The following is a 22,612-nucleotide window of genomic DNA, read 5'->3' on the forward strand; positions in this document are numbered from 1 at the left end:
TTCAACCGCATGTGACACGAAGGCGGCGGTAGATTGCTGATTTAAATTGCGCTGCGAAATAAAGCCAATAATTAGCGTGCAAACGAGGGTAGTAAGTGACAACACCAGGCAGACGATAATCCGTTTGCGGCGATAATTGGTAATTATCCTGTGAGCTGTTTGCATGCCACGGCCACCCGAAAAGCCACTGGCGTGAATGCCCGTGGCAACTCAGGTAGTGTAGTGGGCATTATTTCAGGTAACGAGAAAAGTTCATGAAATTCGCCCATCCGTATCAGATGGGCGAAAAGGGTATGAAAGACAATAGTTGCAGGGACGTCGTCAGAGGATTAGTCGCACTGCACCTTGATCGCCAGCCCGCCGCGAGAGGTTTCGCGGTATTTGGCGTTCATGTCTTTCCCGGTTTCATACATGGTTTCGATCACCTTATCCAGCGAGACGCGCGGTTCGCTGGTGCGGCGCATGGCCATGCGTGAGGCGTTGATGGCTTTCACCGAGGCAATGGCGTTACGTTCGATGCAAGGCACCTGCACCTGACCGGCAACCGGGTCGCAGGTCAGACCGAGGTTATGCTCCATGCCGATCTCCGCCGCCACGCAGACCTGCTCCGGGCTGGCACCCATCAGCTCCGCAAGGCCCGCTGCCGCCATAGAGCAGGCAACGCCCACTTCACCCTGACAGCCCACTTCCGCACCGGAGATGGAGGCGTTCATCTTGTAGAGGGTACCGATGGCACCTGCCGCCAGGAAGTAGCGGGTGTAGATATCCGGGGTAACCGGCTCGATAAAGTGATCGTAGTAGGCCAGCACCGCCGGCACGATCCCGCATGCGCCGTTGGTTGGGGCAGTCACGACGCGGCCACCGGCGGCGTTCTCTTCGTTTACCGCCAGGGCAAACATGTTAACCCAGTCCACGACCACCATCGGATCGCTGGAGTGCTTGTCGCTGGCGACCAGCAGGCGGCGCAGGGCCGAGGCGCGACGCGGCACCCGCAGCGGACCAGGCAGCACGCCTTCGGTGTTCATGCCGCGATCGATACAGGCCTGCATCGTCTGCCAGACGTGAGCAAAATAGTCGGCGATCTCTTCTTTGCTGTGCAGGGCCAGCTCGTTCTGCATCACCATGCCGGAGAGGGACAGGCCGGTCTCCTTGCACCAGTTCAATATTGCCTGGGCAGAGTCGTAGGGGTAGGGAACGCTGATGGCCTGGGCGCTCTCTTTACCAAAGTGCTCTTCATCGACGATAAACCCGCCGCCGATAGAGTAGTAGGTTTTGCTGTAGATCTCTTTCTCGCCCTGATACGCGTGGATGCGCATTGCGTTCTCATGCAGCGGCAGGTTGTCGCTCTGGAAACGCATGCCGTTATCGGCAGGGAAATCTACCTCGTGACGGCCGTGGGCCAGCAGCAGGCGGCCACGGGTTTCAACATCGCGAATGAACGCCGGAATGGCATCGATATCAACGGTCGCCGGCTCGTTACCCGCCAGGCCCATAATAATGGCGATATCGGTGTGGTGGCCGCGACCGGTCAGCGACAGTGAACCATAGACGTCCACCGCCACACGGGTGACGCTCTCCAGCAATCCCTTTTCGACCAGGTCATCGACGAACTGTTTCCCGGCCTTCATTGGCCCAACAGTATGAGAAGAGGAAGGACCAATTCCCACCTTAAACATGTCGAATATACTAATCACGCTAACACTCCTGACAGGGTTACCGGACCCTCCGGCAACGATGTAATAATTGCGCATAGTGTAAGAGGGAACTGCGGGATCGGTTTAACTATTCACATGAATTAAACTAATAGCCAACCTCTATTTTACTAATGCTGAGAGGCAGGTCACGTCCGGTAAAATCAGGGCGCTGTGTAAAGTATAGTCAGGGTTTCAGGCCGATCTGTAAAGCCAGCTCACGAATAATGCCTGCGGTCATGCCCCAGACAAAGTAATGCTGATACCAGGAGAGCCACACCCGGTGTGCATTGCCGCGCCGGTGAATATCCAGCGGGTGATAACGGCCCAGGCGCAGCGCTTCTGCCAGCGGCATCTCAAACACCGCGGCGACCTCATCTTCGCTGGCGTGGTAGTGCAGATCCGGTGGGATAATCCCCACCACCGGGGTGACCTGAAACCCGGTCACGCTATCCACCGGCGGCAGAACGCCGATCACCTCTACCGCCTCAGGGGGGATGGCGACCTCCTCTTCGGCCTCGCGCAGGGCGGCGGCAATAATAGAGGCATCGCTACTGTCCACGGCCCCGCCGGGAAAGGCGACCTGGCCCGCATGCTTACGCAGGCGTGTCGATCGCTGGGTCAGCAGCAGTCCCGGCTGCTCGCGGCGCACCACCGGGATCAGCACCGCCGCCTGGCGGTTGTTCAGGCTTGCACCGCTGGCCTGCGGGCGTAAAAGTTGGAAGCGGGATAAAAAATCGTCCAGGGTCAGGTTTGTGCTCTCCACCCGTTAACTCTCCAGAAGTTGCAGAATACGATTAACTTTATCAAAGGTTTCCTGATATTCCGCCCCGGATTCGCTATCAGCCACAATACCGCCTCCGGCGGAGCAGTAGAGCTGGCCGTTGCAGGCGCTCAGGGTGCGGATGGTGATGCTGGTGTCCATCGTGCCGCAGAGGCTGATATAGCCGATGCTGCCGCACCAGGCGTTACGCCGCTGCGGCTCCAGCTCATCAATAATCTGCATCGCCCGCACCTTCGGCGCGCCGGTGATCGAGCCGCCGGGGAAGGCGGCGCGCAGCAGATCGCAGGCGTGCAGCGAGGCGGGCAGGCGGGCGGTGACGGTGCTGACCAGATGGTGCACCGCGGGAAACGGCTCCACCACAAACAGCTCCGGGACGCGCACCGAGCCGGGAACCGCCACCCGGCCAATGTCGTTGCGCATCAGGTCCACGATCATCAGGTTTTCAGCGCGATCCTTCGGTGAGGCTGCCAGCTTTTCCGCCTGCTGACGATCGGCCTCGGCATCGGCCAGCCGGGGTAGGGTGCCTTTAATCGGGCGGGTCTGAATGCGATCCCGCTCCAGATGGATAAACCGCTCCGGCGACAGGCTCAGGATCGCCCCGGCGTCAAGGCGCAGAAAGGCGCTGAACGGCGCGCGGTTGCTGACGTTGAGGCGGGTGAACGCCTGCCACTCATCGCCCTGATAGGCAGCCTGAAAACGCTGGGCCAGATTGACCTGGTAGCAGTCGCCGCTCTGCAAATAGGCCTGCACCCGGTTAAACTTATCGGCATACTCCGTCGGACTCATATTGGCGTGCCAGCCAGAGGTAAGGCAAAAATTCTCGGCAGCGGGCGCCTGCTGCGCCTTCAGCCACGCAAGACGGGCGTTGACATCGCCGTGGCTCAGCAGCGATACACGCTTTTTATGGTGATCGACAATCAGCGCCCAGTCATACAACCCTACCGCCATATCCGGCAGGGCGATATCGGCCTCTGCCAGTGTAGGCAGCGTTTCAAAGCACCGACCGAGATCGTAGCCAAACAGCCCCAGCGCGCCCCCCTGGAAGGGGAGATCGGGATTTACCTCGGCGGACAGCCCCAGCGACGTCAGCGCCTGCTGGAGCAGCGCCAGCGGATCGGCCGACGAGATCGCCGTGCCGTCCAGCGTCACCCGCGTGGTCTCACCGGTGGTGACCAGCGTGCCCAGCGGATCGGCGACCAAAATATCGAAGCGGCTGTAGGGATGATCGGCATGGCCGGAGTGCAGCAGCATCGCCCACGGCAGGTGGCTCAAGGGGGCAAACCAGAACTCAGCGGCGTCATGACGCCACGGCAGGGGAATAACGTTAGGGGAAAGCGTGTTCATGTGTGGCAAACGACCAGGCAGCGTGAAATAATTAGCGCTGATAATCTAGCAGGAGTTAACAATGTTTGCAGGTTTACCTTCGCTCAGTCATGAGCAACAGCAGCAGGCAGTAGAGCGTATTCAGCAGCTTATGTCCGAAGGGATGAGCAGCGGGCAGGCAATTGCCGTGGTCGCCGAGGAGCTGCGTGCCAACCATACCGGGGAGCGGATCGTGGCACGCTTTGAAGATGAGGATGAAGAGGAGTAACCCTAGACCGCGGCGATAATTTTAATTTCGACCCGGTACTGCGGGTTCATCAGCGTCGCCTGTACGGTGCAGCGTACCGGCGCATGGCCTGCTACCACCCACGCATCCCAGGCGCGGTTCATCGCCGCAAAGTCATCGGCGTTGGCCAGAAAAATCGTGGCATCCAGAATACGCGTCTTGTCGCTACCCTGTTTTGCCAGCACGGCATCAATCTGTGCCAGGGTGTTGGCGGTCTGCGCCTCAGCGTCGGCTTCCAGGTTCTCCGGCACGCCGGTGTAATACAGCGTCTGGTTGTGGATCACCGCATCTGACCAGCGGGCCTCGGCATCAATACGTTTAATCGTCACTTTTCACTCCTTTATGGCTGTTTTCCTGCGCCAAGACTGCCACAGGGTGGCGATCCTGTCACGACTTCGGCTAGCTAAAAATTCCCGCGCCTGACATAATCACTGGCGATATAACCAGGGGGCGGCGTGGCAGAGAACAGTGTAACGGACGATTTTGCAACAGACGGGCAGTTAGCGAAAGCGATACCGGGGTTTAAACCGCGTGAGCCGCAGCGGCAGATGGCCCAGGCGGTGAGCGCCGCCATTGCCAATACACAGCCGCTGGTGGTTGAGGCCGGAACGGGAACGGGGAAAACCTACGCCTATCTGGCCCCGGCCCTGCGCGCCGGAAAAAAAGTCATTATCTCTACCGGCTCGAAAGCATTGCAGGATCAGCTCTACAGTCGCGATCTGCCTACCGTCTCCCGCGCGCTGGAATATACCGGCCGCCTGGCGCTGCTGAAGGGGCGCTCCAACTACCTCTGCATCGAGCGCCTTGAGCAGCAGGCGCTGGCCGGAGGCGATCTGCCGGTGCAGATCCTCAGCGACGTGATCCTGCTGCGGTCGTGGTCGAGCCAGACGCTGGACGGCGACATCAGCACCTGCGCCAGCGTGGCGGAGGACTCCCAGGCCTGGCCGCTGGTGACCAGCACCAACGACAACTGCCTCGGCAGCGACTGCCCGATGTATAAAGATTGCTTCGTGGTCAAAGCGCGTAAGAAGGCGATGGATGCCGACGTGGTGGTCGTTAACCACCACCTCTTTCTTGCCGACATGGTGGTGAAGGATAGCGGCTTTGGCGAGCTGATCCCCGAGGCCGACGTGATGATCTTCGACGAAGCGCATCAGCTGCCGGACATCGCCAGCCAGTACTTCGGTCAGTCGCTCTCCAGCCGCCAGCTGCTGGATCTGGCGAAGGATTTCACCATTGCCTACCGCACCGAGCTGAAAGACACCCAGCAGCTACAGAAATGCGCGGATCGCCTGGCGCAGAGCGCCCAGGATTTTCGCTTACAGCTTGGCGAGCCGGGCTATCGCGGCAACCTGCGCGAGCTGCTGGCGGACAGCCACGTCCAGCGTGCGCTGCTGCTGCTCGATGATGCGCTGGAGCTGTGCTATGACGTAGCCAGGCTCTCGCTCGGCCGCTCGGCGCTTCTCGACGCGGCCTTTGAACGGGCTACCCTCTACCGCACGCGCCTCAAGCGCCTGAAGGAGATCAACCAGCCGGGCTTCAGCTACTGGTACGAGTGCACCTCCCGCCACTTCACCCTCGCCCTGACGCCGCTCACCGTAGCGGAGAAGTTCAAAGAGGTGATGGCCCAGAAGCCAGGAAGCTGGATCTTTACGTCGGCCACGCTCTCGGTAAACGATGAGCTGCACCATTTCACCTCCCGGCTGGGGATTGAAACGGCGGAGTCAATGCTGCTGCCCAGCCCCTTTGACTATGCCCGCCAGGCGTTGCTCTGCGTGCCGCGCAACCTGCCGCAGGCCAATCAGCCCGGTGCAGCACGCCAGCTGGCCGCCATGCTGAGGCCAATGATTGAGGCCAACAACGGCCGCTGCTTTATGCTCTGCACCTCCCACGCCATGATGCGCGATCTGGCGGAACAGTTCCGCGCCACCCTGTCGCTGCCGGTGCTGTTGCAGGGGGAGACCAGCAAAGGCCAGCTGTTACAGCAGTTTGTTACCGCCGGCAACGCCCTGCTGGTCGCGACCAGCAGCTTCTGGGAGGGAGTGGACGTGCGCGGCGATACCCTGTCGCTGGTGATCATCGACAAGCTGCCCTTTACCTCACCGGACGATCCGCTGCTGAAGGCGCGGATGGAGGATTGCCGTCTGCGCGGGGGCGATCCCTTTGATGATGTCCAGCTGCCGGACGCGGTGATCACCCTCAAGCAGGGTGTCGGCCGCCTGATCCGCGATATCGACGATCGCGGCGTGCTGGTGATCTGCGACAACCGGCTGGTGATGCGCCCCTATGGTGCCACCTTCCTCGCCAGTCTGCCGCCGACGCCGCGCACCCGGGATATCGCCCGCGCGGTGAGATTCCTCGCCGGGACCTCTACGGAGTAATTTGCCGCAGAGTGTGCTAAGATGCGCGCCATTTTATTGAATCAACACCCCGAGAGCGCGAAGACCGATGCGAATTCTGGCTATTGATACCGCCACAGAGGCCTGTTCCGTTGCCCTGTGGAATGACGGTACGACCTCTGCCCACTTTGAACTCTGCCCAAGAGAACATACCCAACGTATTTTGCCCCTCGTTCAGCAGACGCTGAACGACAGCGGCGTCACCCTTGCTGAACTTGATGCCCTGGCCTTTGGCCGCGGGCCGGGCAGCTTTACCGGCGTGCGAATTGGCATCGGCATTGCCCAGGGTCTGGCGCTGGGTGCCGGGCTGCCGATGATCGGCGTCTCGACGCTGGCCACCATGGCGCAGGGCGCATGGCGTAAAACCGGCGCGACGCGGGTGCTGGCCGCTATCGATGCCCGCATGGGCGAAGTCTACTGGGCTGAGTACCAGCGCGATGAGCAGGGCGTCTGGCACGGCGAGGAGAGCGAGGCGGTGCTGAAGCCGGACGCGGTTAGCGAACGCCTGTCCCAGCTCAGCGGATCCTGGGCCACGGTAGGCACCGGCTGGCCAGCGTGGCCGGATCTTGGCAAAGAGTGTGGGCTGACGCTGAGCGACGGCGGCATCCTGCTCCCCGCTGCCGAAGATATGCTTCCGCTTGCCTGCCAGCTCTTTGCCCAGCAGCGCACCGTCGCCGTGGAGCATGCGGAGCCGGTTTATTTGCGCAACGAGGTGGCCTGGAAGAAACTTCCGGGCAGAAATTGAATCTCAGCTATATACATAACGTAATAATGTAAATAGCAGGAAGGTGGTAAGTGAAGGTATCCCAAACGGTGGGTCAAAGCAGGTCCGTGCGCTGGCTGCTGGCAGGCTTAGCCGCCTTAGCGCTGAGCGGTTGCGTCTCGGTGCCTGACGCCATTAAAGGCAGCAGCCCGACGCCGCAGCAGGATCTGGTTCGGGTGATGAATGCCCCTGAGCTGTACGTTGGCCAGGAGGCGCGCTTCGGCGGTAAGGTCATCGGTATGGAGAACAAGCAGGGACAAACGCGGCTGGAGATCGCCTCGGTACCGCTGGACAGCGGTGCTCGGCCCGTTCTCGGCGAAGCGTCCCGGGGGCGTATCTACGCCGACGTGAACGGCTTCCTCGATCCGGTAGATTTTCGCAACCAGTACGTGACCGTGGTCGGCACCATTAGCGGCGTTGAACAGGGTAAAGTCGGCGAGACCCCCTACAAGTTTATGGTCATGAAGGTGAGTGGCTATAAGCGCTGGCATCTGCAGCAGCAGGTGATGCTGCCGCCGCAGCCGATCGATCCGTGGTACTGGGGACCGGGGCCGAATCCCTGGCGTTACGGTGGCTACGGCGGTTACGGCTGGTATAACTCCGGCCCGGCACCGGTGCATACCATCGTAACAGAGTAACTCTCTGTTAAATAAGAGAAGAGACAGCGGACTATCCGCTGTTTCTCCTTTTTTAAGACCATAACAAGAATAAAAGAGTGACGCGCTTCGCAACCTGTGAATCGGCCAATTAATAAACTGGTACAATGAGTTAATATAATGTTAACGGCATGTTTATTAAGCGGAGTTGCGATGACGACGAATTTTCATTTCAGAGGTGACGCATTGAAGAAGGTTTGGCTTAACCGTTATCCCGCCGACGTGCCAGCGGACATCAACCCCGATCGCTATCAATCCCTTGTGGAACTCTTCGAAACCGCCGCGGTGCGCTACGCGGATCAGCCAGCGTTCATCAACATGGGCGAGACTATGACCTTCCGCAAGCTGGAGGAGCGCAGCCGGGCCTTTGCCGCCTGGCTCCAGCAGGGGCTAGGGTTAAAGAAGGGCGATCGCGTGGCGCTGATGATGCCCAACCTGCTGCAGTATCCGGTAGCGCTGTTTGGTATTTTGCGCGCGGGCATGGTCGTGGTGAACGTTAACCCTCTCTATACCCCTCGCGAGCTGGAGCATCAGCTCAACGACAGCGGCGCGGCGGCCATCGTCATCGTCTCTAACTTTGCCCACACCCTCGAAAAGGTGGTGAGCAAGACCCAGGTGCAGCACGTCATTTTAACCCGCATGGGGGATCAGCTCTCTCCGGCGAAGGGAACGCTGGTCAACTTCGTGGTCAAGTACATTAAGCGGCTGGTGCCTAAATATCACCTGCCGGACGCCATCTCGTTTCGCCAGGCGCTGCACAACGGCTACCGGATGCAGTACGTTAAGCCGGAAGTTGTGGCGGACGACCTCGCTTTTCTGCAATACACCGGCGGCACCACCGGCGTTGCCAAAGGGGCGATGCTGACCCACCGCAACATGCTGGCCAACCTTGAGCAGGTCAACGCTACCTACGGACCGCTGCTGCATCGGGGCAAAGAGCTGGTGGTCACCGCGTTGCCGCTGTATCACATCTTTGCCCTGACCATGAACTGCCTGCTGTTTATCGAGCTGGGGGGCCAGAACCTGCTGATCACCAACCCGCGTGATATTCCGGGCCTGGTGAAAGAGCTGGCGAAATATCCGTTCACCACCATGACCGGGGTTAACACGCTGTTTAACGCGCTGCTGAACAACAAAGAGTTCCAGCAGCTCGACTTCTCCACGCTGCACCTCTCCGCAGGCGGCGGGATGCCCGTCCAGCAGGCGGTCGCCGAGCGTTGGGTGAAGCTTACCGGGCAGTATCTGCTGGAGGGCTATGGCCTGACCGAGTGCTCTCCGCTGGTCAGCGTTAACCCGCACGATATCGACTACCACAGCGGCAGCATCGGCCTGCCGGTGCCCTCTACCGAGGTGAAGCTGGTGGATGACGAGGGCAAGGAGGTGCCGCACGGTGAGCCGGGCGAGCTGTGCGTCAAAGGGCCGCAGGTGATGCTCGGCTATTGGCAGCGCCCTGACGCCACCGACGAGATCATCAAGGACGGCTGGCTGATGACCGGGGATATTGCGGTGATGGACGACGAGGGCTTCCTGCGTATCGTCGATCGTAAAAAAGATATGATTCTGGTCTCCGGCTTCAACGTCTACCCTAACGAAATTGAAGACGTGGTGATGCAGCATCCGGGCGTGCAGGAGGTGGCCGCCGTCGGCGTGCCGTCCACCAGCAGCGGGGAAAAGGTAAAAATCTTTGTGGTGAAGAAGGATCCCGCCCTTAGCGAAGAGGCGCTCATCACCTTCTGCCGTCGTCAGCTTACCGGCTATAAGGTACCGAAGCTGGTGGAGTTTCGCAGTGAGCTGCCAAAATCCAACGTCGGTAAAATTTTACGGCGAGAATTACGTGACGAAGCGCGCGCCAAAGTAGACAATAAGGTCTAAGCTTCGAGTGAGTCGCCCAACGCCGGTTAGCCCGGCGTTTTTTATGGGCGCAAACCAAAGAGAGTATGATTTGAACTACCAGATGATCACCACCAATGACGCGCTGGCGGCCATGAGCGAGGCGGCGCGTGCCTTCCCGGCTCTTGCCATCGACACCGAGTTTGTCCGCACCCGGACCTACTATCCGCAGCTGGGCCTGATCCAGGTCTACGACGGCCAGCAGGTTTCGCTGATCGATCCGCTGGAGATCACCGACTGGACACCGTTCCGTGAGCTGCTGAGGGATCGTGCGGTCACCAAGTTTCTCCACGCCGGCAGTGAAGATCTGGAAGTTTTTCTCAACGTATTTGGCGAACTGCCGCAGCCGCTAATCGATACCCAGATCCTTGCCGCCTTCAGCGGTCGCCCGCTCTCCTGGGGTTTTGCCTCTATGGTTGAGGAGTATACCGGTCTGGCGCTGGATAAAAGTGAGTCCCGCACCGACTGGCTGGCGCGCCCCCTGACCGAGCGGCAGTGCGACTACGCGGCGGCCGACGTCTGGTATCTGCTGCCCATCGCCCATAAGCTGATGGCGGAGACCGAGACCGCAGGCTGGCTGCCGGCCGCGCTGGACGAGTGTCGTCTGATGCAGCTGCGCCGTCAGGAGGTGCTGGCCCCGGAAGAGGCGTGGCGCGAGATTAGCAACGCCTGGCAGCTGCGCACCCGCCAGCTGGCCTGCCTGCAGCTGCTGGCGGCGTGGCGTCTGCGTAAAGCCCGCGAGCGCGATCTGGCGGTCAACTTTGTGGTGCGGGAAGAGAACCTGTGGGCGGTAGCGCGCTATATGCCGGGCAGCCTCGGGGAGCTGGACAGCATCGGGCTCTCGGGAAGTGAGATCCGCTTCCACGGCAAAACCCTGCTGGCGATGGTTGCCCAGGCTCAGGCTTTACCGGAAGAGTCGCTCCCGGAGCCGCTGCTGAACCTGCTGGATATGCCGGGCTATCGCCGGGCCTTTAAGGCCATCAAGGCGCTGGTGCAGGAGGTGAGCGTGGCGAAAGGGGTGAGCGCCGAGCTGCTGGCCTCGCGTCGGCAAATAAATCAGCTGCTTAACTGGCACTGGAATATTAAGTCATTTGCCACACTGCCGGAATTAATCTCCGGCTGGCGCGGTGAATTAATGGCGACGAGCCTGCAAGCTCTGCTGCTGGAATTTCCCCGCTAACGAACATGCTAATGCCAGTCAGTGCAAAGCCTGACTGGCCATTATTGCACTGGCAGTCTGCGCGACTATATCCCTTTCACTGCATTTCAAATGTAAATTAAATACCCTATAACATTTCCAACTGTTTCAATTTATGAGTATTGGTTGCAAAGGCATGTAGTGCTCTTTTTTTCATCTCACCTCCGGTCAAATTCCTAATTTTTAAGCCTTGAAGTTTCCAGTTTTAATAATAAAAAAACCGCTACGCCGCACCAGTCGGGCGAGAGGAGGTGGTTGTGGTTTTTCTTAAAATTCATTTATGAATATCCCTCTGATAATTACATTATACCTGCTTTACGTTGCGTGGAATAAGGAGTAGAAATTGAAACTTCTATTTTCTATGGTAGCGCCGTGTCCGATAAATGGATTAATTAATTTAAGAGGTGAATGCAGTATACCTGAATCATTTAAGAACGAGATGTCTCGTGCACATGTATATATAAAATGGAACTTTAAACGGAATAAAGACGAGTCAATGCTCATGTCAGCCAATAATCAATCACAGAGCGTGGCATGCAGTGCCACTGGTGAAAAAACAGTCCCACAGAATGAGGTATATGCCTCTCTGCTTGAAAAAATTAATTTAACGCCGGTAGCCGAACGCGTAACGCGAGGATATCAGGGATGAAAATTTATCGTCCACTTTGGGAGGATGGGGCCATGCTGGCCCCGCAGCAGTTCCAGCAGCAGGCCCGCTGGAATGAACATAGTGCTGACATGGTCGCCCGAATGGGCATTTCAAACCCTTGGGGTGTCGTTGCGGCTGAGTTCGATGATGCCGCACTGGTGCTCTCGCGCCTGAATACCACTCGTCTGGTGGTGCGCTTTCAGGACGGTACTCTTGTTGATACGGATCTGGCAGACAATCTTCCTCCAGTCTGTGATTTGTCTGTTGCCGGCCGTAACGCTGTTGACGTAGTTGTTGCGCTGCCGCTACTGAGTGCCAGTGGCGGCAACCTCGATAACGGTCAGGACAGTGAGCGCCCGCGTCGCTGGAAAGCTGAACGTGTAGTGGTACAGGAGCTGGCAGGTCATGAAAGCGGGGAACTGGCCATTCTGCGTTATGCGCTGAACCTGCGTCTCTCCAGCCAGGAGAACACGGCCTGGCTGACCTGTCCGGTGGCCCGTCTGGTGCGTAATGCGCAGGGGCAGTGGAGCCGGGACCCGACCTTTATCCCTCCGATGCTTTCCGTTTCTGCCAGCCCGTGGCTGATCGCCGAACTGGGTGACCTGCTGGTCCGGTTGCAGGCCCGCCGTCGCCGCCTGATGGCCATGCGCCGTGAAAGTAATGAGCGGATGGCCGACTTTGCGGTCGCGGATGTGTCCCTGTTCTGGCTGCTCAATGCCCTGAACAGTGCGGAGCCGGTGCTGACGGAACTGCTGCAGACGCCGGGCAGGCACCCGGAACTGCTCTACCGCGAACTGGCTCGTCTTGCCGGCAGCCTGCTGACTTTCTCACTGGAGCATGACGCCGGGGATATTCCTGCTTATCAGCACGATGCACCGGAACGGGTATTCCCACCGCTGCTCACACTACTTGATAAGCTGCTGGAAGCGAGCCTGCCGTCAAGGGTGATAAGTATCCACCTTGAGCATCAGGACCAGATCTGGAAAGGTGCCCTGCACGATGCGCGTCTGCGCGAAGGGGCCGATTTCTATCTCTCAGTACGTTCCTCCATGCCGAACCATGAGCTTCAGACGAAATTCCCGCAGCTGTGCAAAGCGGGCAGTTTTGATGATGTTTCAGATGTGGTGAATGTGGCCCTGAGCGGGATGGTGATCAAGCCTCTGACCCATGTTCCGGCGGCGATCCCGTTGCGTCTTGAGAACCAGTATTTCTCGCTGGATCTGAGTACTGAGGCGGGTCGCGCAATGCTTGAGATGGGCAGTTGTACCTTCTATACCCCGCGCTCACTGGGGGATGTCAATCTTGACCTGTTTGCGGTGCTACGCACATGAATAAATCCGAACTCAGCCAGACAGAACGTATTTTCTACCCGGGCTGGCTGATGGCCAGCCAGCTGCGGGGCGGCCAGGAAGTCCGTGACGGGGAAGGACTCTATCGCCGTGCCTGCCGTCTGGTGCAGGAGGCGAGAACTGCGCTCACGGAGGCAGGCTACAGCGACATCAGCCGCGACCATATGGTGTATGCCCTGTGTGCATTGCTTGATGAGAGCGTGATGAACCGGGGAACCACCGATGATGGTTACCTGATCTGGCACCGTGACCCGCTGCAGGCGCACTTTTTTGGCACGCTGAACGCTGGTGAGGAGCTGTGGGAACGCGTCCGAAACCTGCTGAAAGAAACCGCCCCTGACGCAGCTGTTTTAACCTGTCTGTACCGGACCCTGCAACTGGGGTTTGTCGGTCAGTATCGCGCCCAGGATGATGAGCGTCGTGAGGATATTGTTCGCGCGCTTGCTGAACGGGTGCCAGCCTTCACGCTGGCACAGGACGTCCCCATTGTTGCTCGGGCGTCACGCCTGCGCAGTAACCGTTGCGGGTACTGGCTGACGTGGATTGTGGCCGCTGTCGCCCTGGCGGCACTCTGGTTCTTCCTCTCGTCTTCGCTTACCGGGCTGGTAAGCCAGACCATCACGCCGGGGTAAGCGATGCGGGATGCATACCGAAGTTTATTAACTGCACTGGGTGCCGTACTGGCGCTGTGGCTCATTCTGGGATTCTGGCCCCTGTCCACGGGCAGCCGTGTGGCACTCACTCTGCTGGTCGTTCTGGTGTCCGGGGGGATGTTGTGGCGTCAGCACCGGGCCTCTCAGGCGCAGGCGACCGCTGTCCGGGATATTATGAATGAAAATCTGCCGCCGGAAGATTTCCAGGGAGCGGTGATCCTCGTCTGTGGTGATAACACGCCTCTCTTTGTGTCCGGATCCCGTCACCGGGAAACCCGGCAGGGCTGGTATTTATGGGTGAAGGATGCGGAACAGTTGCCACTCTTTGCACTGCACCTGAGTCTGGTGCGCCCGGCCCTGGTATCGCAACTCTCCGTCATGCTGGCGGTGATACCTGAGCAGCACACATCCGTTGATGCTTTTACCCACTCTCTGCGGGGCTGGCAGCGTGCTGTCGTCCAGTGCCGTGCGACATTCGGCACGATCCCGCCTCTGTGGACCGTGACCTGGATATCACCCCCTGCTGCCTGCGCGGATGCAGAGCCCGTCTGGTTTACCACGGTAAGTCAACGGGCCGGTATTCAGGTGTATCAGCCCGGTCAGGGCAATGTATCACTGACCGAGTGGGCCCGCGAGACCAACTCTGACGGACGTCTTTCCCGTCTGAGCCAGGGCCTGTGGCTGGACAGTCTGCTTGCCTGGCAAAATACCGCTGTGAATGACCTGCTGTCGGTACGGCAGGGCGAACTGCCGGTGATGAAGCCTTGGGTGCAGGGCATGTGCATGGTGCCGGTGAGCGGTATTGCGGGCAATCTCTGGCAACAACACATCATTTCCGTGACTGCGCTGCCACCTGATGTGGCCGTGACCACTGAGCCACTGTCTTTGCCTGAACTGCTGCTGCCGGCGTTACCGCGCAAACGTGGCGTCAGCCGCAGAATAGTGTTCTGGCGTTACGTCGGATTACTGGGTGGGATTTTCTTCGCGCTGGCCATGCTGGCGTCCTGGATGAACAACCAGCGCCTCATCCGTAATGTTGGCGATCATCTTGCGCTGTATCACCAGCTGACGGGTCAGACTGTTGTACCCAAACTACGGGCGCAGCAGCGCCTTAGGGCCGATGGCGCATTGCTGGATGACTGGCAGCGCCGCGGGGAACCACTGCGTTATCGCCTGGGTCTCTATCAGGGGCTGCGCCTGGTTCCGCTCGTTGAGTCCGCCGTCAGTGACTGGGCACCGCCACCGCCACCACCGCCGGTTATCAAGAAAATCATTCAGGGTCCGAAAACCATTCGCCTCGACAGCATGTCGCTGTTCGATTCGGGCAAATCGGCGCTGAAAGCCGGGTCCACCAAAATGCTGGTGAATTCTCTGGTAGGTGTTAAGGCGAAACCCGGCTGGCTTATTGTCGTTTCCGGCCATACCGACAACACCGGCAATCTGCAACTGAACCAGACGCTCTCTCTCAAGCGTGCCGAAGCGGTGCGCGACTGGATGCGTGACACCGGCGACGTACCGGAAAGCTGTTTTGCGGTGCAGGGCTATGGCGAGAGCCGCCCGTTCGCAACCAATGACACGCCGGAAGGGCGAGCGCTTAACCGCCGTGTCGAAATTACGCTGGTACCGCAGGCCAGCGCCTGTCAGATACCGGGCAAGCCTAAAGCGTCATCACAGGATGATGACGCATCACAACACGACGCATCACAACACAATGCTTCACAACACAATGGAGAGTAATTCCATGGCAACTCTATGCCCCCGGGAATTCATGAACTTGCCGCCTGCCTGCAACACGAATTATTTAGGGCAATAGTCCGGGCGGACAGCTCCGCTCTGTCCGCTTTTTTGCTGAACGTCTGGGAATGCGGGCCTTCAGCAAAGAAACCCACAATTTACCAGCCCGACCGCATGCGCTTTGGTCCCCATCATGGGAAACAGCGATGGGCGGTAGCGTGTCCAGGAACCGATTGAGAGAGAAAGTTATGGAAAATCCCGCCATTCTGCTGTTGACCTGCATGGCAGCGAAACAGAAACCACACGCTCTGACGCTCGGCTGGAATGAGAAAGAGGGGATTGTACTGGCGTTTAATGAGGCGCACGGAGGCTGAAATGCAGATATGCATGATGGATTACGGCAACCTGTCGGCGGATGGTAAAACCGCCTACCTGAAATGCTATGGCATCGGGACGTTTGAAGTGCTGTCAGGTATTGAGCGCTATATCAATAACCCTGACTGTGCCGATCATGAAAAAGCCGCGATCCCGGTCGGAACCTATTGGGTCACTGACCGTCCTGCCGGCAGTCTCTACAACCGGGTGCGGGCTGAAACGATTGATGCCTGGCATCACTATCGTAACCATCACAGCGACTGGTTTGCGCTGTTCAGCGATAAAACCAAAAAAGACAGTCTGGATGCAAATGGTTTAAACCGGACCGGGTTTCGCCTTCATCCATTGAACAGCGACGGAACCGGTGTCTCTTGGGGCTGTATCACCCTGCGTCGCTACAGTGACTTTCAGCACCTGCGACGCCTGTTACTGAACCGCGGTACGTTTCCAGTTCCAGGTGGCAACGGCCTGATGGCCTATGCCCGCATTGATGTACGTGGCACGCCTGACTTCAGCCTGTGTGATAAAGAGACCGAAGCAAGAAAAGAGGCTGATAAACGACGGATGCAGCAAGCTCTGAAGAAGCGAGCGGAGAGCGCACAATGAAAATCCTTCTGTTTATCGTGCTGCTCTGGAGCGGGATCCACTTCATTCCTGATGTATGGATTGCGAGTTTTGTGAAGGCCCATATCCCGATTAGCGGTGACGGGGAAGAAGCGATGGACAGCTTCGAAATGCATATCATCGTGATTAAAACAACGTTGTGTGCTGTCGGGGCGTACCTCCTGATGAAGCTGCTTTTCTGGCTGCAAAACCGACATAAAAAATAATCTCTTTCCTACTTCCTGTGACCCATGCTGGCCCGGGCCAGCCCTGACGGAATAACTGAATACACAATGGAGTCAACGCCATGAGCCTGACGGATACGCTTAACACGATGATGCCCACCGTCGCCGGAAAAGCCCTGAACCGCTACCGCCTCGATATCCCTTCCTGTACGGCAGATATCGACGTGGAAGATTTCAGTGGCTCAGAAGCGATGAGCGAGCTTTACAGCTACACCATTAACTTCACCAGTGCCGACAGGAACATTGATGCCCGCCAGATGCTGAGCAAGCCTGCGACCCTGACCATGGGCGCGGGCCACCTGCTCTCCCTGACGGAACGCAAGGTGGTTCACGGGGTGGTTACCCATTTTGAACGTACCGGTGGCTCAGCGGATGAAGCGCAGTACTGCCTTGTGCTGGAGCCGTTTCTGGCCCTGCTGGGTAACCAGTTCCGTACTCACCGCTTTTTCGTCAGTAAATCGGTACCGGAAGTGGTCACGGAGGTGCTTAAGGAGCATGGCCTGAAAGGCTGGGAGTATGAGTTTACCCTCAAGGCTGATTATCCAAAGCGGGAGCAGATTAACCAGTACCAGGAAAATGACCTGGCGTTTATTGAACGTCTGCTGGCGGAGGTGGGGATATTTTACTTCTTCAGCCTGCAGCCGGATACGCAGACCGAGGTGGTGCACTTCGCGGACAAACAGAGCGCATGGACGTTTGGTAAAACGCTGCCGCTGAACAGCCCGTCCGGGGCGAATGACAATGCGGCTGACTCCGTATGGGGTGTGCACGTCTGGCACAACGTGGTGGCGCACACCGTCACGGCCAGTGACTACAACCACCGTGAGGCGCAGAACGTCCTGACGTCCGCACCGGCAGACATGACCCGTGGCGACGGGGAGGGCAACACTTACGGTGATGTGTACCATTACCGCCCGCGCCATCTGGAGCGGGGTGACAAAATTACCCCGGCAGCGGAAACCGGTAACTTCTGGGCGCGCCTGGAGCACGAGCGCTTTCTGTCGACCCAGACCACGGTGACCGGCAGCAGCACCGACCATACTCTGGGTCCGGCCCAGGTGCTCACCATCACCGAGACGGCTGTCCCGCCGACGCTGCCCCGTGAAACCGAAAACGGCCTTATCATCATCAGCGCCGGTTACACCGCCAGCCGGCAGAACGCGCTGCGGGTGGAATGGGCGGCCATGCCGTACCACGAAAACCGCTGCTGGCGTCCTGCTGCTAAAAAGCGCCCGGTAGTGAGCGGTACCCTGATGGCGCGGGTAACCAGTGCGAAAGATAACGACATCTACGCCTGGCAGGATGCATCTGGCCTGTACCGGGTGAAGTTTGATGCTGACCGGGATGACAAACGTCAGGGCATGGAGAGTATGCCGGTGCGCTTCGCCAAACCATACGGCGGGGACAAATACGGTTTTCACTTTCCGCTGATTCACGGCACGGAGGTAGCCATTGCATTTCACGAAGGCGATCCGGACCGCCCGTATATCGCGCACGCGCTGCACGATTCCCGCCACGTTGACCACGTGACTGAACTGAACAGCACGCGCAACGTCCTCAGGACCGCCGGCCTGAACAAGCTGCGGATGGAGGACAAGCGCGGCGAAGAGCATATCAAGCTCAGTACCGAGTACGGGGGTAAGACGCAGCTTAATTTAGGGCACAATGTCAATGCGGGCAGGGCGCTGCGCGGTGAAGGTGCGGAGCTGCGTACCGAGCGACACGTTTCCATTCGTGGAGGTGCCGGGGTGTTTATCACAGCCGATAAACAACCGCTCGCCGGGGACAGGATGCTCTCTATGCAGGAGGCGATTGCCCAGCTGGAAAATGCGCTGAGTATTGCCAGAAGTCTGTCTGATGCAGCTGAAACCGCGCAGGCGCTACCCGCTGATATTCAGAGCCAGGTGAAGTTGACTGATGCCCTCAAAGATCTCGCGCAGCCAGGAATGGTGTTGAATGCGCCTGAAGGGATAAGTATTACCAGCCCGCAGGCAGTGCGTATGGCCTCGGGAAGCGCCAGTGTTGGGATTATGTCTCAACAGAATACAGATATTAGCGCGATGAAGCGCTTTACGGTGGTGGCGGGCGAAGCTGTGAGTATGCTGGCCCGCAAGGCCGGGATGAAGCTTTTTGCCGCCAAGGGAAAGATGGAAATCCAGGCGCAGGATGATGCGCTTGATGTGATAGCCAAAAAGGATGTCTCTGTAACCAGTACGGAAGGACGGGTTGAAATCACAGCGGCGAAAGATGTCATGCTGAAAAATCTGGATGGGTCGTTCATCCAGTTGCAGGGTAAAAATATTATTCTGGGCTGTGAAGGCAATATCCTGTGGAAATGTGCCAATGCGCAGAAAATGAGTGCTGCCAGATCTACATCTTCCATACCTGGTTTTCCTGGTGGGTATAGTGAGTATTTTGTGGCGCACGATGATAAAACTGGGCAGATCACACCAAACACTCGCTATCGGATTACGACTGGTAAGGGTGTTGTTTATTCAGGGGTAACCGACTCTGAGGGCAAAACCGCTGAAATCTTCACCGCATTATCAGACAAGATAAAAGTTGAACTCGGATAATTAGCCGGGATATATCAGAAAAAATTTAACAGGAGTTGCCTCCATGGGTAATACGACAGATACCGTTCATGGTAGTGGTAAAACAGGGATGCAGGCGAATGGCATCAAAGCTAATCATTCTACTGGCACCCGACTATATTTCCATGCAGACAGTGAAACATTTCTTGCTGTTGATGGTGATGAACTGGAACAGGCAAGTAATGAACTAAATATGTTGTTAGGTGATCAGATTGATACGCAAATGCGCATCGATGATTTAACAACTCAGTGCACAAAATTGAGCTGGGGGCAGATTGGGGAAAAACAGGCCCTCCAAACTCAGATACAACAAGAAGCCCAGAGGCTTGATGGTCTTAATAAAAAGCTGAAAGTAAAACTGACCACTCTTACACCTACAGAGGAACTCCCTAAAACCACACTTCTTGACGACAGTAGCAAGAGTGCTGTTGGACTAATGGAATTAATTGAAGTTCGCGGCAATATGAAAGGTGTTAGATATATTTACGCTCGGTCAAATCAAATCAACAGTCAGTGGCGGCGTTATCCGCTTGAGGAAGGAGATAAAAAGTCCGGAAGCAAAAGCTTTGTCATCTCTGAGTCATATACTGATAGTGAGGGAAACGCAAAAACACGGGAAAAGATTGATTATGACAAGCTAAAATCCCAAATAACTAAGATAAAGCCAAAAATGCTGAAGGCTGAACAGGAATTATTAGAACAGCATACGAGTGTTCTTGGGCAGTGGGCCAGAGATATGAATGATAGCCTTAAACATTCTCCATATCAGGGGGATAGATTTGGCTTTGATTCTCAGTCACAGTTCATGCGCTGGACTTATGGCGCGGGCCTGACAGAGGAACTAAACCCGTTTGAGGTAGATTTTCGTAATCAAGGTAAAAAACTAAAAAGAGAAGCTGTTACAAGCGGAAAAGCAAGTGCCTATGCAAGCCTCGCTCTTGCTGAGTCTAAGAGTAAATTTACGCTCTCACTCCCTGATATACACGGTATTACCATGACGTATCCCCTGAAGCCTGAAATGGGTGGGGGAATGGGAAGCCTGGGTGTATTGCGTTTTGATTTCGAACTGGCTCTTGCAGGTAGCGTTGGGGCAAGTCTGGGGATTGAGTTAGGTGTATCGGTAAAAAGTAATTGGGCTAAGGGAGTTCCCGGTCCTTCAGGCGATAACACCCCTCCAGGGCAACGCAAGATCGATATCAGCCAAGCCGTGAAGGATCCGGAAGTGACAGGAGAACTCACGGTCTTTGCAGGTGCTCAAGCCACAGTGAACCTTTCTGGTGCTATTAGATGGCTAAACCCTGACAAAAAAGATTTAAAATATACCCAGTTGGCAAAAGTGGCATTGGGAGCTACTGCTCAAATGGGAGTGGGATGGAATGGTTCTTTTCGGTTCAGTTACGAAAATGGAAGAGTCAAGGTTTTAGCTAGAGGTGGAATGTGTTGGGGTGGTGGGGGAAAAGGAAGCGTTGCTTTTGACATAGATGGAGAGGCAATTATTACCGATTTCATGCCATGCTTAACCTATATGCTTCGGAATGCTGATTACATTAAGCTATCAGAGAATGTAATCAGAGAGGGCGATTTTTATGCTTTCTGCGCTTTACCGTTGCTTATTGGTATGTATGGCGCTAATCAGTTGACTGATAATTTGGGAAAAGAAACAGCCCTGTTATTAGAAAAGTTAAGAGATAGCTGGAATGAAAAAGAACGACGTGTACAGTTAATGCAGCATATTTTAGATACGCAAGGTGAATGTTTAAGGTATTCACCTCCGGAAAGTAAAGGAGCTGCAATCGCTTCATTGATTGAGCGGAATTTTTGGGATGATGTTGCCAGTCCTGCAAGCCACGCACAGACCAAGTGCGAAGGTCTGGTGACATATAGCGCAAGAAAACGGGCCGTGCTGCTGTCATTACGTTGGGTTCAGTCAAAAAGAGATTATGAAAATGTTATGCAGCATCTATCTAAAGCATTCGAAATATCAGGTTCATGGCAATCAAATCAACAGAAAGTAGCGGATTTCCTTGCACTGGGCGAAGAGGTTCAAACATATGGATTAGGAAGTGTTATCCCAAATGCATCCTCAGTTAAGATCTTTCCGAGTCATTACGCCAAAAATTTAATCTCATTATACGAAAGCTTACCTGAATCAATCGAGGTTCGGGGTAATGAATTGAAATCATTAGTGGAAATATCTCCTTTCTTGATGGAAAGCTGCACTAAGGTTGTTGTTAATAGCATGGCGGTAGAAAAATGAAAATGAAAAAGGTTGCTTTCTTCATAGCTATTAGTAGCATCATTATTACTGGTTGCAATGAAGAAAAAAGCCAAAAAGAACAAAGGGAACTAGCTTCACAGATTGTTGACTCAATGGTAACAGTAGATGGTGGGCGTTATCAAATGGGGGATTTTGGACCTATCGTTGGAGAAAAGCTACCGTTCAGTCCTGATAATAATAACAAGCCGCTTCATTGGGTTGATTTGAGTACTTTCAAAATAACAAAAAATAGAATAACGTGGCGGGAATTTAATTTATGGTTATCTATAACCAAAAAAGATGGCAATAAATACTACAAAAAAATTTCAAATAGAAAAATCGAAAGCAAATATGACAAACGTATGCTTAAGTACATTGGTGATGATTATCCAGCAGTTGCTAATTGGTCGGATGCATCTTCGTTTTGTCATTGGGTGGGTGGTGTTTTAGCGCGAAAAGTATCATTGCCCACAGAGGCTCAATGGGAATATGCTGCACGTAGTCGTGGGCAATTTAGACAGTTTGCAAATAGCGACAATGTTTATGATTTAAGCGTTCCAAATTCAAAACTTAATTTTACCTATGAACATGCTCCGGTTGGCACTTTTCCACCAAATCCATTGGGACTTTATGACATGATGGGTAATGGGCACGACTGGGTTAATGACTGGTATGCTGAGGATTATTACCAGCATTCGCCAGAAAAAGATCCTCAGGGACCAGCTAATGGGACAGAAAAAGTGGTAAGAGGTTACCTAGGATCAATGTTTGGTTTGTATGACATTACACGAGGGAGTAATAAACCGGAGACTGAAGCACCAGGCTATGGTTTCCGTTGTGTTGAAAATTAACTTGCAATGACAGTACACCATAATTTGTGCAGGAGGATATAAATGTCTAAAGGATTTGTATTGCTCGGAGATAAAACCACTCACGGCGGTGAGGTTATTTCTGCATCTTCGACCTTGATTGTTAATGGCAAAAAAGTGGCACTTATTAGTGATGAAGTTAATTGTCCGATTGAAGGCCATGGTATTAATGCCATTATCGAAGGGTCGCCAGAATGGATCTCTGATGAGAAGTCCGTTGTCGTGGATGGCTGCGAATGTGAATGCGGTTGCCATGTTATCTCCAGTGCTCCGGATTGTTCTGTAGGATAAATT

Annotated in this window: 20 protein-coding genes; 16 read left to right on the forward strand and 4 right to left on the reverse strand. The window is 55.8% G+C overall.

Annotated features, from left to right (window positions below; genetic code table 11):
* Window positions 1–329: 329 nt before the first annotated feature.
* The 3 genes from sdaA to pabB all read right to left on the reverse strand — a co-directional run bounded on the left by sdaA (window position 330) and on the right by pabB (window position 3,819).
* A complete protein-coding gene (gene sdaA / locus RTP97_RS17070; protein ID WP_312415786.1) occupies window positions 330–1,694 on the reverse strand; it encodes an L-serine ammonia-lyase in 1,365 nt (454 codons plus the stop codon).
* 184 nt (window positions 1,695–1,878) lie between these two features.
* The gene (locus RTP97_RS17075) at window positions 1,879–2,457 is read right to left on the reverse strand and encodes a CoA pyrophosphatase (protein ID WP_312209368.1); all 579 of its coding nucleotides are present in this window, start codon (window positions 2,455–2,457) and stop codon (window positions 1,879–1,881) included.
* A gap of 3 nt (window positions 2,458–2,460) precedes the next feature.
* On the reverse strand, window positions 2,461–3,819 hold the full coding sequence (gene pabB, locus RTP97_RS17080; protein ID WP_312415788.1) for an aminodeoxychorismate synthase component 1: 1,359 nt from the start codon (window positions 3,817–3,819) through the stop codon (window positions 2,461–2,463).
* A gap of 61 nt (window positions 3,820–3,880) precedes the next feature.
* Between pabB and RTP97_RS17085 the strand changes: the two genes are divergently transcribed.
* On the forward strand, window positions 3,881–4,066 hold the full coding sequence (locus RTP97_RS17085; protein WP_042391288.1) for a YoaH family protein: 186 nt from the start codon (window positions 3,881–3,883) through the stop codon (window positions 4,064–4,066).
* A 2-nt stretch (window positions 4,067–4,068) separates the two neighbouring features.
* On the opposite strand, the gene RTP97_RS17090 is transcribed toward RTP97_RS17085, so the two are convergent.
* Window positions 4,069–4,413, reverse strand: a complete 345-nt coding sequence (locus tag RTP97_RS17090) for a RidA family protein (protein WP_312415791.1) — start codon at window positions 4,411–4,413, stop codon at window positions 4,069–4,071.
* Window positions 4,414–4,539: 126 nt separating this feature from the next.
* Here RTP97_RS17090 and RTP97_RS17095 point away from each other — a divergent pair, with 126 nt between their 5' ends.
* From RTP97_RS17095 to RTP97_RS17165, 15 genes are all read left to right on the forward strand, one after another.
* The gene (locus tag RTP97_RS17095; protein WP_312415793.1) at window positions 4,540–6,465 is read left to right on the forward strand and encodes an ATP-dependent DNA helicase; all 1,926 of its coding nucleotides are present in this window, start codon (window positions 4,540–4,542) and stop codon (window positions 6,463–6,465) included.
* A gap of 67 nt (window positions 6,466–6,532) precedes the next feature.
* On the forward strand, window positions 6,533–7,228 hold the full coding sequence (gene tsaB, locus RTP97_RS17100) for a tRNA (adenosine(37)-N6)-threonylcarbamoyltransferase complex dimerization subunit type 1 TsaB (RefSeq protein ID WP_312415795.1): 696 nt from the start codon (window positions 6,533–6,535) through the stop codon (window positions 7,226–7,228).
* A gap of 68 nt (window positions 7,229–7,296) precedes the next feature.
* A complete protein-coding gene (locus RTP97_RS17105; RefSeq protein WP_312415824.1) occupies window positions 7,297–7,884 on the forward strand; it encodes a Slp family lipoprotein in 588 nt (195 codons plus the stop codon).
* A 204-nt stretch (window positions 7,885–8,088) separates the two neighbouring features.
* A complete protein-coding gene (gene fadD, locus RTP97_RS17110; RefSeq protein WP_312415826.1) occupies window positions 8,089–9,774 on the forward strand; it encodes a long-chain-fatty-acid--CoA ligase FadD in 1,686 nt (561 codons plus the stop codon).
* A 70-nt stretch (window positions 9,775–9,844) separates the two neighbouring features.
* Window positions 9,845–10,972 carry a ribonuclease D gene (gene rnd, locus RTP97_RS17115; protein ID WP_312415828.1) on the forward strand — a complete coding sequence of 376 codons (1,128 nt, stop codon included), beginning with the start codon at window positions 9,845–9,847 and terminating at the stop codon, window positions 10,970–10,972.
* A 663-nt stretch (window positions 10,973–11,635) separates the two neighbouring features.
* Window positions 11,636–12,970: a type VI secretion system baseplate subunit TssK gene (tssK, locus tag RTP97_RS17120; RefSeq protein ID WP_312415796.1), complete on the forward strand. Its 1,335-nt coding sequence runs from the start codon at window positions 11,636–11,638 to the stop codon at window positions 12,968–12,970.
* Window positions 12,967–13,620, forward strand: a complete 654-nt coding sequence (gene tssL, locus RTP97_RS17125; RefSeq protein ID WP_312415798.1) for a type VI secretion system protein TssL, short form — start codon at window positions 12,967–12,969, stop codon at window positions 13,618–13,620. The genes tssK and tssL overlap by 4 nt, the downstream gene beginning before the upstream one ends.
* 3 nt (window positions 13,621–13,623) lie before the next feature.
* A complete protein-coding gene (locus RTP97_RS17130) occupies window positions 13,624–15,378 on the forward strand; it encodes an OmpA family protein (RefSeq protein WP_312415800.1) in 1,755 nt (584 codons plus the stop codon).
* Window positions 15,379–15,623: 245 nt separating this feature from the next.
* On the forward strand, window positions 15,624–15,749 hold the full coding sequence (locus RTP97_RS17135; RefSeq protein ID WP_312415802.1) for a hypothetical protein: 126 nt from the start codon (window positions 15,624–15,626) through the stop codon (window positions 15,747–15,749).
* Between the two features lie 13 nt (window positions 15,750–15,762).
* Window positions 15,763–16,356: a DUF2778 domain-containing protein gene (locus RTP97_RS17140; protein WP_312415804.1), complete on the forward strand. Its 594-nt coding sequence runs from the start codon at window positions 15,763–15,765 to the stop codon at window positions 16,354–16,356.
* Window positions 16,353–16,580, forward strand: a complete 228-nt coding sequence (locus RTP97_RS17145) for a hypothetical protein (RefSeq protein ID WP_312415806.1) — start codon at window positions 16,353–16,355, stop codon at window positions 16,578–16,580. Before RTP97_RS17140 ends, RTP97_RS17145 begins: the two co-directional genes overlap by 4 nt.
* Window positions 16,581–16,660: 80 nt before the next feature.
* Window positions 16,661–19,174, forward strand: coding sequence for a type VI secretion system tip protein VgrG (locus tag RTP97_RS17150; RefSeq protein WP_312415808.1), 2,514 nt, complete (start codon window positions 16,661–16,663; stop codon window positions 19,172–19,174).
* A 43-nt stretch (window positions 19,175–19,217) separates the two neighbouring features.
* A complete protein-coding gene (locus RTP97_RS17155) occupies window positions 19,218–21,449 on the forward strand; it encodes a hypothetical protein (RefSeq protein WP_312415810.1) in 2,232 nt (743 codons plus the stop codon).
* Complete coding sequence (locus RTP97_RS17160; RefSeq protein ID WP_312415812.1) at window positions 21,446–22,300, forward strand: SUMF1/EgtB/PvdO family nonheme iron enzyme; 855 nt, start codon at window positions 21,446–21,448, stop codon at window positions 22,298–22,300. The genes RTP97_RS17155 and RTP97_RS17160 overlap by 4 nt, the downstream gene beginning before the upstream one ends.
* A gap of 42 nt (window positions 22,301–22,342) precedes the next feature.
* The gene (locus RTP97_RS17165; RefSeq protein ID WP_312415814.1) at window positions 22,343–22,609 is read left to right on the forward strand and encodes a PAAR domain-containing protein; all 267 of its coding nucleotides are present in this window, start codon (window positions 22,343–22,345) and stop codon (window positions 22,607–22,609) included.
* Window positions 22,610–22,612: the final 3 nt, after the last annotated feature.

Origin of the sequence: Pseudescherichia sp. (assembly GCF_031998825.1) — a bacterium.
GTDB lineage: Bacteria > Pseudomonadota > Gammaproteobacteria > Enterobacterales > Enterobacteriaceae > Pseudescherichia.